An 11,297-nucleotide genomic window follows, 5' to 3' on the forward strand; every position below is an offset into this window, starting at 1 on the left:
TCAACAGCGCTCCGCGGAAGCCAGAACGACATCCTTGGCCATTGATTGCATTATGTTCCGCCTCGCAAACTGCTCTATGAATTCTGCTCTAGGGGTTATATCAAGCTGAATTGTTTCGAATGATTCAATCGCCTGCCCTACGTTGCACGGCTCGAATACCGCTGCGTTACTGACATGAGACTTGATGAATTCAGCCGCATAGCCCGCCACGCCAGCCCAGATCGGTTTACCGAGAGCCGAATACTCAAAAACCTTCGACGGCAATACTTTTTTGAAGGCTTCGTAATCATTGAGATGCAGGAATAAAATATCCGCCGCCTGATAGGCTGCGATAAGCTCGTTTCTTTTCACTGGAGGCAGTATCTCCACGTTATGACAACCCTTCGCTGCAAGCGCATCAGTAAGCTGCTGGCGCCTTCCTCCATCGCCAATGATTTGAAAACGGAGCCGTCCGCCATAATGCGCAGCTAGTTGAGGAATAATTAAATGCAGCCCCTGCCCTTCACCAATATTGCCTGCATACAAAACGGTTAAAGACCCGTAACTCCGGTCACTTTCCTGGGCCCCGGCCTCAATGAATTCATCATCGATACCGTTAGTAAATAGGGAGTAACTATTGTTTGGATAGCGTTGCTCGAAGTATGGGAGGAAACCTCCCGACACTAGATTTACTTTCCCCGCCGACCTAAGCGTCCAGCGCTCAAGCAGAGTGACTATGGGCTTGATAACCATCCTCGACTTCCCCGGCAGCACGTCCTTGATGGTGTCGACAAAAATATCTCTGATATCAAGATACAGCGGCGCTTTAGCACGCCAAGCTACATATTTTGCCAGTGCTGCTGTCATCAGCCGGGATGAGGTGCCATAAACCAGGTCATACTTCTTGCCTTTCACCAAATCCATCACACCCTTGGCGTAGGAGATGAACGCTTTCGACTGATCTATCATGCCGCTTTTGTGGGCTGACAGCGCTAACCGGTGCACAGTGAGTCTGGAAAATTCTTCGCGCTGAGGGGCATCGCTAGAGAACGAACTGTACCGATTAGGTAATGTGGTAATAAGGTCGATGTGCGCATCATCCGGCAGCTCTTGCAGTAGAGCTTTTATCAGCGCGGTTGTTCTGAACGAGCCAGCCGAAAGGTCAGGCTGATAGTAGAAACTCAATATCAAAAACCTCATTCACTGCTACTCCACTGAATACGTGTTACCAGTTTTCCGCAGCTGAAGACCGCCTCTATGCACTGGTTTTCGATGACCTCACCGAACCGCGGGTGCCAGGTCGCGGGCTTTAAACGCACCTGCTCCGCGCCCTCAAATATGACTTGAACATGGTCTGCTGTATCGACCGCAGCGGTGAACACACCGTCCCGGTTTACAAATGTGACATCCGGATGCACGTATAAACGCGCAACAGCCACCCCATGAGGCCCGTCAACGGCGTCGCTGACCTCGAGTGATCTTTCTTCAAACTGCCATGCCCGTGAATGGACGTTCCGCCCTACCAGCCGTTGGTAGCCAGTATGTTTTGCCTTTATGACAACAACCCTATCCCCATCCGCGAAGCTCTCGACCGTTGGATAAGCCCTGCGCGCCACGCGAAATCCCGCCCATACTTCTGACGAATTCTTTCCATCAATTTCAACGGTGTTGTGGGCAGCGGTGCTTCGTTGTCGATGGCGCTCGGCATTTTCCCCGTATTGCGAGGTGCCCGAGTTCACGAAGACCCTCTTGCCAAATATGCTCATCTCAAAGCTAAGCGTGTCCGCGTGAGCATGGCCCGGCTGATAATCTGGCCCGACTCGCGCCAGATCAATCAGCGCCTTGGTCTCGCCAGGCAACGAAACCGCAGCGTACCCGCTCGGGGCATTGAAGGTAGCGGTAACGAGGTCAGCGGGAACAGCACTTGGCGGCGCCAAACCCAGCGATTCTGCGTAGCTGCTCAGCGCTGCAAATGAAGGCCCTATACCAAACGCTGCGTCGTTGAAGAAAGGAATCTCACCGTCCGGGTGAAGCATCGACAGATGCCATTTCAAACCCCGCTCCACCACAGCACGCCATTGTCTCGCGCGCAGCGTCAGACCCGGAAGACTTGAAGATTGTGCGAGTTTTACCAGGTCGCACATATCCCAAAGCAGTATCGAGTGGTACATGGGGGACAGTTCAAAATGAGCCCCATCACTTAAGAACTGTTCGTCAACCTGTCTGTCAAGAATACCCAAGCCTTGCGCAAGCCACGAATCAGCTAGAGGCCCATTCAGAAAAGCGCCTGCAAACACCAGCGCCTTACCGTTAGCGAAAATATGGTTCCCCAAGATATGGTGCTCGATCTGCCGGCTCAGTGATTGAGCCTGCATCGCAAGGCTAGACAACCACCGCGGGTCCAAACTTGTTTGACGCCCAAGCCACTTAACCAAATTCACAATTCGCAGAGATAGCGGATAAGGCTCCCAGCCGTTCCCGGTAACAGGCGGATTACCTGCTATCCAGGCATCCACAAGCTCCCTGGCTAACCGGTCATCTTCCGCATCCACTGCGTTCAAATCATCTAGGTAGTGGAGGTTATAAAGCCACAACTTATCGAGGGCCGGGTCGTTCCATTCGCCTTGCCCGCCCAACGTTGCGGTTTTTCCCAGAAACGTAAACTTTTCACCGTCCAGCGTGGACCGATAAGCATACGAGGGAAACTCCCACTGCTCAGCTCCACGTGGAGACACGAGCTCCATCACCTCGGGTGTTTTTCTGGTAACAAACCGGTAATAGATCTGGTAAACGATTTGGCGAGCAGTAAGATGGCGGGCAGTTTCAAATAATAATTTGGTGCGGCTTGGCATGCGTCATCCAGGGACAGAAGGTGATTGGCAACGGAGCACACGAGTAGCCCATGGCTGTCCGACTACCTACGGCTAGTCCTTACGGAAGATTCTTCAGAAACTCGAGGATGCGCTGGCTTGCCTTCCCATCCCCATAAGGGTTATGAGCTGCAGACATTCGCTCATACTGGTCGGCATCATCTATGAGTTCCTGGACGGCAGAAATAATAACCTCGGCATTGGTCCCAACAAGCTTCACCGTACCTGCTTCAACCGCTTCTGGCCGCTCAGTTGTATCTCGCATTACCAGGACAGGCTTCCCAAGCCCAGGGGCCTCCTCCTGAACGCCGCCACTGTCGGTTAGCACCAGATAAGCGCCTTTCATCAAATACACAAAGGGCTCGTAACCCAGCGGTTGGATTAAATGCACATTAGAGGACCCAGCCAACAAACGCTTTACAGGCTCCTGCACATTGGGGTTTAGATGCACCGGATAAATGAAGTGTGTTTCAGGGTTCGCCACGGCCAATTGGCTTAGCGCCTTGCAGATATTCTCAAAACCCTCACCAAAATTCTCCCGGCGATGACCTGTTACCAGCACATACCGATTGCTCAATACATCAGTTTTGAGCCCCGCGTCCTGCAAAGCTGATTGTATGTTTGCTTGCAATTCGGTGGACTGCTCAATCTTCTTTACCACCCACTGCAGCGCGTCAATGACCGTATTGCCAGTAACAGTGATTGTGTCAGCTGCAATATGCTCATGCAGCAAAGCATCCTGGTTGCGCTTGGTAGGCGCGAAATGCACAGCAGCCAATCGCCCAGTGAGAACACGATTAGCCTCTTCCGGCCACGGTGAATACAAATTCCCGGTACGTAGGCCTGCTTCAACGTGTCCTACCGGAATTTGCTGATAAAAGGCAGCCAGCGTTGTAGCAAAGGTGGTGGCTGTATCGCCATGCACCAGAACCATATCCGGCTGAAAATCCTTCAGCACATCACGGAGGCCAAGCAATACCCCAGAGGTAATGTCGTAAAGGTCCTGCCCGCCCTTCATCAGGTCCAAATCAAAATCGGGGGTGATCTCAAACAGCTCAAGCACCTGGTCAAGCATTTCACGGTGCTGGGCTGTCACGCACACCTTCGCATCAAAATAGCTGTCTTCGGCCAAGGCTTTAACCAAGGGGGCCATCTTTATAGCTTCCGGACGCGTACCGAAGATGGACAGAACCTTCATTACTTTGTCACCCCGCAGAAATCCAGCACTACCTTGTCGCCAGGAATTTCGAGTTGCTTGAATTCTTTGTGAGCAACCAGGAACACTACAATATCCGCATGTTCAACCGCTTGATTTACCTCGGTAATTTTGTAATAGGCGTGTTCATGAATGTTCGGCTCAACGATAAAATAAGCTTCATCGCCCGCTTCTTGCAGTACTTTTTGCGCGATATAAACGGCAGGAGACTGGCGCAAATCATCGATATTGGGCTTGAAGGCGAGGCCCAACAAGGCAACGGAAGGAGCCTTACCCTGCTGGACGGCAAAGTCACGAATCGCATGCCTTACCTTCTCAGCACACCAGAACGCCTTGTAGTTGTTAATCTCTCGCGCCTTGCCAATGATCTGCGACTCCATGGGGAATTCAGAGGTTATGAAGTAAGGATCAACAGCGATGCAATGCCCCCCTACTCCGCTTCCCGGCTGCAATATGGTCACCCGAGGGTGTCGGTTGGCCAGATGGATAAGCTCCCAAACATCAATGCCAGCTTTGTCACAAATTAGCGATAGTTCGTTTGCAAAAGCAATTTGCACATCACGGCTGGCGTTTTCCGTCAGCTTGCACATCTCGGCAGTACGCGCATTGGTGCGGTGAAGCTCGCCTTTAACGAATTGCTGATAAAACGCGCATGCCTTTTGCGTGGAAGCTTCATCCACGCCGCCGATCACACGGTCGTTATGTACCAGCTCGTACATCACATTACCGGGCAGCACGCGTTCCGGGCAGTAGGCAACGTACAGCTTATCTTTTAGCTCTGGACGTCGTGCGTAGATGAAGTCGCCCATGCGCTCAGTAGTGCCCACCGGGGACGTGGACTCGATAATGTACAAGTCTCCTTCCTTCAGTAGCGGTAAAATACTTTCTGTAGCTGCCTGAATATAAGAGACGTCCGGTTCGTGGCTTCCGCCCTTGAAAGGCGTAGGCACGACCACCAAATAAACATCCGCCGCTACTGCTTTGGTGTCCGCACGCAAAAAACCTGCTGAGACAGCACTCCCCACCGCAGCATCTAAATCAGGTTCAACGATGTGGATTTTACCAGCATTGATGATATCGACCACTTTTTGGGAGATATCTACACCGTGTACCGGTATATTATTTGACGCGATTAAGGCAGATGTTGGAAGACCGATATAACCCAACCCCAGCGTACACACCTTGGCTTCATAATTCATTAATCACCTCACATCTAAATGTTGGACCAAATACATCATTTTACCTCTCGAACTTTTTTCAACCTCGTCATCGGACACTATTCTACTCGAAACACGAAAATCCTTTAGATTTCTAGAGAACTCATCATGTATCTCACGCCGGATCTCGTCGAAAGGAAGTTTAGTATCGTGCCGCGGCAAGATACGCAGCTCTATAGCGCCGTATTCGTATTGGTGTATCTGGTAGTACAATACCTCAGACTGCATTGCAGAATGCAGATTAAGGGCTGCACTAGAAATCTTTTTGTCCTTGCTTAAATAAACAAAGTCCTTTCCCCAGCGACTAGTCACATCAGTCAAAAAAACAGCATCATCTCTAAATACTATTTGCGCACCGTCCCCAACCTTATAATTGATCAACGGCAACGCTCTATTAACAAACGACGTAACCACCAGCTCCCCTCCTACGACTCTAGGCCAGCCGTAGCTAGTGAATACCTTATAGTGCCCACTGGCATCGAAATCCGCCGCTATCAAGGCCCTCTCAGATTGACCGTAAAAGGACACCACTGGGCAACTAAAAAACTCTTTTATACGGCGTTTCAAATGAACGTCAGCAGCCTCACTAACAAGAAACACTCCCTTTAAAGTGGGAGAAAACTTCAAAAACCTGAAATATTGGATACACTCCAAGACTAGCGAAGGGTAACCATGAATATATTTAATATTGAACCGAGAGAACGCGCTAACTAGCTGATGAGCATTGCTAAAAGACAACTTAAAGGTATCAACCACCACCTCATTGTATACCGGACTGTACTCCACAACTTTCTCATCAGATAAGCTTTTCCCCCTAAGAGTAAGCTTCGTATGCTTCTTACGACTGTACCCTGTCACACCCCATATTGAGTGAACGTACGCCCATTCGATGCCAAACAGCTCATTAGCGATCCTTATGGTTGTAGGTCGTCGACCAGTCCCGCCGGTGGTCGTAATAAATGAGTTGAGTGATCCATACTCTGAGGACGCGTAGTAATCGAGATTTTGCGACAGTTCATCTGCGGAAACTAGAGGAAGATTTTCCAGGACTGCTAAAGCGTTATGCTCATTCACGTCTCTCGGTATGTTATCCTTACCGTATTGCGTATACTTTCGAGCGTAGTTCAATGTTTCCGCAAGGTAGCGCCCAGCCACATAATCTTTTGTAGTAATGTTATCTAGGGTTGGTCGATATTTTTTTCCAAAAAGAATTGCATCTGGCGTAAACTTGAGAAACCCTAGAAACTTCTTAGGGGTACCATCATATATCTTCTTCAAAATACTCAGCATCGATCTGCGCACCTCAGATGTGATAGTTTAATATTTATTTAATTCTCAGCTCCTTGATCAACATCGTGGCAAGCACTGCATAATTACACATTACTTCTGGGCTTGAACACAAATTCGGCACATATAATTTTCACCATGAAGCGCACCCGCCAGATTTAATCTATTTGTTTGAATTGGCGTTTACGCTTCTAGCCACACTCTGCGCATCAACCACGCATCACGTCCAAGACATCCTGTATAGATGAAAGGCCCGTCACGTTCGGACAACCTTCATAATCCAAAACATAGTTCAACATACCCAGAAAACTGTCTTTATTGTCCAGCTCGTATGTAAATACAAACCCAGGCCTATCGACCACATCACTAGCCAAGCATTTAACACCACACAGACCCGCCTCTAATAAAGCCACGGACATACCATCGCTTCGAGTGGGCCTTATATACAAATCGAACTCACGAACCATCCTCATAAAATCCTGCGGCTCATCAATATACGAGACACCTGGACGACCCTCAAATTTTTGTCGATAGGACCTACTCAAATCTATAATTGTGAGATTACAAACCGCTACAATATCATCGAGACAGTCCAGTATAAAATCAGCCCCATACACCGACTTACGATCTTTTTCTGAACTATTATTAATATAAAGCAAAACTTCTCGCCCAGTCGGCCTTGTAGAATCAACCTTGCCGGGAAACTGGTTTTCACGGAAAATGGTTGAATGCATGAAGGTCTTTACACCTAAACCAATGAGTTGATCTCGCACTTTTTGATTTAAACAAAAAACGCCATCAACCAGGAATAATGAGCACTTGACAAGAAGGCTTGTTAACTCAAACTCTCCGCCATGCTTTACAATGAAAACTTTATCAAAGAAGAGCTTACCGATCAGCACATATACAAGCCGCTTCACCTCATTAGAGCAATTTATATGTAAAATACTGTCATGATACAAAAACAGTTTGCGCAATTTTATAAATTCATGATTTGCGTGTTTTTTTGACCTAATCGCCTGAGAAAAGTATTTCAGAAACACGGTCACACCACCCACCGGTGGAGGTAAGCCACCGGTACTAACGACTCTAATCATAGTCATTCACCAAACGTACTGGGAAACTTTTCTATGGATCAGATCCAGTGTCTCCTGTGTATATACTTTTTTCAAATCAGAGGAATTTACAAACGCACCATCTTCCATAACCACAGCACAATCATGGAAGATATCTGAATAGTCACCAACCCACTTGGTCATTATAGGAATTACACCTCGTGCCGCATACTCCAAAAACTTGATCGGTGAAGCAGTGACATTCACCAAATTGTTATCCCTGCATATAAAGCCAAAATCTGCATTATCTAGTTCCTCACGGACAACTTCCCAGTCACCGCCAACCACATTCGCCTGTAGACCGAAGCGTTCCAATATGGTTGTTGCCTTGACAGCCTGCCTAGTGACGACTGTTAGAGAATATTCGCTATCGAAATTCGAAAGAATCTTACATACCATATCAAATCGCTGCCATTCACTCATCGATCCGACGTAAATAAAACGTGATACATCTAATGCGCCGTTACCCTCATCGATAATTTTCCGCCTGACTTTTCTTTTAGAGACCAGACACGGTGTTACCCGGGAGACCGAGATGGGATAACGCGATTCCAAGTGTTTTTTCATATTCTCGGATACTGTCTCTACTATATTCGCCGACCGGACGGAAAACGTCTGCAGTGAATCGAGAACTAAATATCTTAAGTTTCCACGGCCCCTTGTCCTAGACTCCTCAGCGACCAAACCACGGACATCTATCGTTATCTTAGCTTTCATAAGCAGACAGCGCACTAGAAAATACACATATAAATAATCAAAGACACTACGAGTATAGACAATATCAGAGGCTCTCAACTCTTTAACAAATTCAAAAAACGTGCTTACGAGCGCAATGCTTTTCAAATCCAGAGCTGAACTATCTTGATGAGCCTTGCGCATGAAGAATATAACGTCCTCCACGCCTTCAAATTTATCGAAAACCTGAGAGCTCACCACACCGTCTGATAGTCCGTTAGGTACAACCACCAATAGTTTACCCACCAACGAGCTCCATCAAAATTGTTCAAAGAATGGCCGACCAGTTGCAATCGGATGCGGGATATATGAATTATAGCAATAGGCGGTCATGCAGAGCCGCTCAGCTCATCGGCATGTTATTCACATCAAAGCGAACTCTATCAACGGTCATTCAATGAGGGACCTCCAACAGTTTTTTGTATATAGACTCCAATTCACAAGCCACCCCCTCCCAAGTAGGCTGCTCGATCAAACTACTTCTAGAATAAGAACTCTGGCCCATAGCTTTAGCTATCGCCTTCGTAATATCAGCGGTGTCCATCGGGTGGAACTTCGTCGTACCTTGTTCTAAAAACGGTTGCAATGGAAACTGGTTTGATACAGCTAAATTGCAATCGAAGCTAGCCGCCTCAATCAAGGTTAAAGGTTGAACCTCCGATATGCTTGGCAAGCAAAAAACCGCGGCACGTTCATACAAAGTTCGCATTTGCTCCGAGCCATAGGCCAGCTCACCATAGAACTTAATGTTTGGGAGCCCTTCGGCAGCAACACTACAACGCAGCTTATAAGACTCGTCTTTCATAGGGCCGACAAGAGCTAGATCATAATCTATATTTTTAAAAGCCTTTATTAAGGAAAGCTGGTTCTTGCGTTCACACACCTCTCCCACACATAGCACTAACTGCTCTTTAGGCGTATTAGATTGCCCGCCAGATAGGTTTATATCTATACCATTTGGGATAATTCGAATATTCTCTTGCGGGATATCAAAAAAGTCTACAAGTAACGCGGACTCTTGTTTATTCAAAGCAATTAAACAGTCCGCAGACTTCAACATCAGCTTGCTAAGTTTGGTTTCGGTTAAAAAACCAGGAACTTTATTAGCCAGAGCATTCTTCATCCTACCTTTTATAGTTCTTTCGCCAAACATATTGATAACTGATGACACTACAACAGGCTTATCTAGAATTCGGAAATGATCTGCAACTTTTTTTGAAGACGAATGCGAACCAAACACATGGCATACATCGTAACTATCAAACTCATCCATAAGAAAATTATGTACAAAAACTTGATGACCAATTCTCTCTAAGGACTGTTTAGTGAAATTTATTTGGCGAGCCATTCCACCTTTACCTAGCCCTACATGAGGATAGGACACGAATAATACTTTCATCTCTAAACCTTGTTAATAGTCGGTCCAACCATAACTGGCGGCTGTTCTTCAGATAACCTAAAAGCGTAAACATAAATGAACACGTAGAATATAAAAAATCGCCAATCCATAACTGGTATTGTGACGTAGAAAAATAGCGTAGCCAATAAACCAACCTTCATATAGGCTATCAAAGGCTCCGACTTTATAACACACCCTGTGGAAAGAAGATGATAAAGCGAGCATATAAACAGCAAAAAAAGCAATATTCCAGACTCTACCAAAACTTGTAAGTAGGTGTTGTGCGTTGTCCATCCTTCACTCATGACCCCAGTCCAGAGTGCCTGAGAAACGTTGCCAATTCCTACGCCTAGTATATTATCCGCCACCACCGCTACTCCGTAGCCAATCCTTTCGAACCTACCGCTACCCCCAGAATTCGCCAGATTATCTGATATAGATAATATTCTCTCTACATAATCGACGGCAAATATGCCCGCCAAGACTGACAAAGCTGCCACCAAAACCATAACAAGCTTTTTATTATCTCCTTTCAAAAACAGCAAGAAAGACATCAAAACCATAGTGATAAACGCGCTCCTGGAATAGCTTCCAATCACAGACATCCCAATCAATGCAGCAACGAGAAGAAAGGCTCTATTCTTATGGCTGTAGTACAGGCTTAGCGCGAGAACTACAAATAAATTCGAAGCAAAAAAATTTGGATCTACGCCTGGCCATATCAATCTGGATACAGACTTATCGGAAGTGGTGTGCAACTTCATTTGAAACTGTTCTGAATCACCGGTAGAAAGTATTTTCTGATACAAATTAGACTCTGCTCCTAAATAGTTGTGGATCAGCGCTACCGCTATAGATGACGCAGCGACAACAAGAACCCTTTTCAGGATAAAATCTATCTGATCTAGGTTTTGAATTTTTTCGAATAAGAAGAAACATACTATAAGGAACAACGTTGCCGACATATAGTGCCCCACCCCACCAGCTAGTGCTGAATCAAAAAACAAAACGGAGTAGACAACTGAAAAAACCAAAAACAGGCCAAAAGGTACTATTTTCTTTGTGGCAAACATCGATATCGATCGTGGCGTCCCGCTACCAACTACAGCTAAAAGTGTCAGAATATGCAACAGCAAAAAAGGAGATGTTAACGTGCTTGGGGTCGACGGAAGATAAAAGGTACTACCTATTAGTATCAACCCATACTTGTAGTCGATGAACAGCAAGCCTATTACCAATACCAACCAGCAGAGAGCATATAGATAACCAAGATCCGTTATTGAATTAAGTACGACAACCCCCCACCAACACAAAAATAAAAAATCTCCCAGCTTCATTTTATTGATCACGTTTTCGCCTTAATTTTACGACAAGCCAATTTCTTACTCCGATCAACAAATTGACTTTTTGCTGTATGCACTCAAGACTTACTCGCAATTCAGTTTAGTTGAGCACGGAACACATTCGACAGCAAGGCGA

9 protein-coding genes are annotated in these 11,297 nt (G+C 46.6%); all 9 read right to left on the reverse strand.

Going from position 1 to position 11,297, the window contains the following annotated elements; genetic code table 11:
• The 9 genes from HG264_RS06970 to HG264_RS07010 all read right to left on the reverse strand — a co-directional run bounded on the left by HG264_RS06970 (nt 1) and on the right by HG264_RS07010 (nt 11,167).
• Nucleotides 1-1,179, reverse strand: a complete 1,179-nt coding sequence (locus HG264_RS06970) for a glycosyltransferase family 4 protein (protein WP_169406989.1) — start codon at nt 1,177-1,179, stop codon at nt 1-3.
• Nucleotides 1,176-2,831 (reverse strand): heparinase II/III family protein, encoded by a 1,656-nt coding sequence (locus HG264_RS06975; protein ID WP_169406990.1) that lies wholly within the window; start codon nt 2,829-2,831, stop codon nt 1,176-1,178. Before HG264_RS06975 ends, HG264_RS06970 begins: the two co-directional genes overlap by 4 nt.
• Nucleotides 2,832-2,910: 79 nt before the next feature.
• A complete protein-coding gene (wecB, locus tag HG264_RS06980) occupies nt 2,911-4,047 on the reverse strand; it encodes a non-hydrolyzing UDP-N-acetylglucosamine 2-epimerase (protein ID WP_169406991.1) in 1,137 nt (378 codons plus the stop codon).
• Nucleotides 4,047-5,264: a UDP-N-acetyl-D-mannosamine dehydrogenase gene (gene wecC / locus HG264_RS06985; RefSeq protein ID WP_169406992.1), complete on the reverse strand. Its 1,218-nt coding sequence runs from the start codon at nt 5,262-5,264 to the stop codon at nt 4,047-4,049. The genes wecB and wecC overlap by 1 nt, the downstream gene beginning before the upstream one ends.
• Nucleotides 5,265-5,267: 3 nt before the next feature.
• On the reverse strand, nt 5,268-6,572 hold the full coding sequence (locus HG264_RS06990) for a hypothetical protein (RefSeq protein WP_169406993.1): 1,305 nt from the start codon (nt 6,570-6,572) through the stop codon (nt 5,268-5,270).
• 206 nt (nt 6,573-6,778) lie between these two features.
• Nucleotides 6,779-7,666, reverse strand: coding sequence for a hypothetical protein (locus tag HG264_RS06995; protein ID WP_169406994.1), 888 nt, complete (start codon nt 7,664-7,666; stop codon nt 6,779-6,781).
• Nucleotides 7,667-7,672: 6 nt separating this feature from the next.
• Nucleotides 7,673-8,665 carry a hypothetical protein gene (locus HG264_RS07000; RefSeq protein WP_169406995.1) on the reverse strand — a complete coding sequence of 331 codons (993 nt, stop codon included), beginning with the start codon at nt 8,663-8,665 and terminating at the stop codon, nt 7,673-7,675.
• A gap of 148 nt (nt 8,666-8,813) precedes the next feature.
• The gene (locus HG264_RS07005) at nt 8,814-9,818 is read right to left on the reverse strand and encodes a glycosyltransferase (protein ID WP_169406996.1); all 1,005 of its coding nucleotides are present in this window, start codon (nt 9,816-9,818) and stop codon (nt 8,814-8,816) included.
• A 2-nt stretch (nt 9,819-9,820) separates the two neighbouring features.
• Nucleotides 9,821-11,167, reverse strand: a complete 1,347-nt coding sequence (locus tag HG264_RS07010; protein WP_169406997.1) for an O-antigen ligase — start codon at nt 11,165-11,167, stop codon at nt 9,821-9,823.
• Between the last annotated feature and the right edge of the window lie 130 nt (nt 11,168-11,297).

Source organism: Pseudomonas sp. gcc21 (assembly GCF_012844345.1).
Classification (GTDB): Bacteria; Pseudomonadota; Gammaproteobacteria; order Pseudomonadales; family Pseudomonadaceae; genus Halopseudomonas.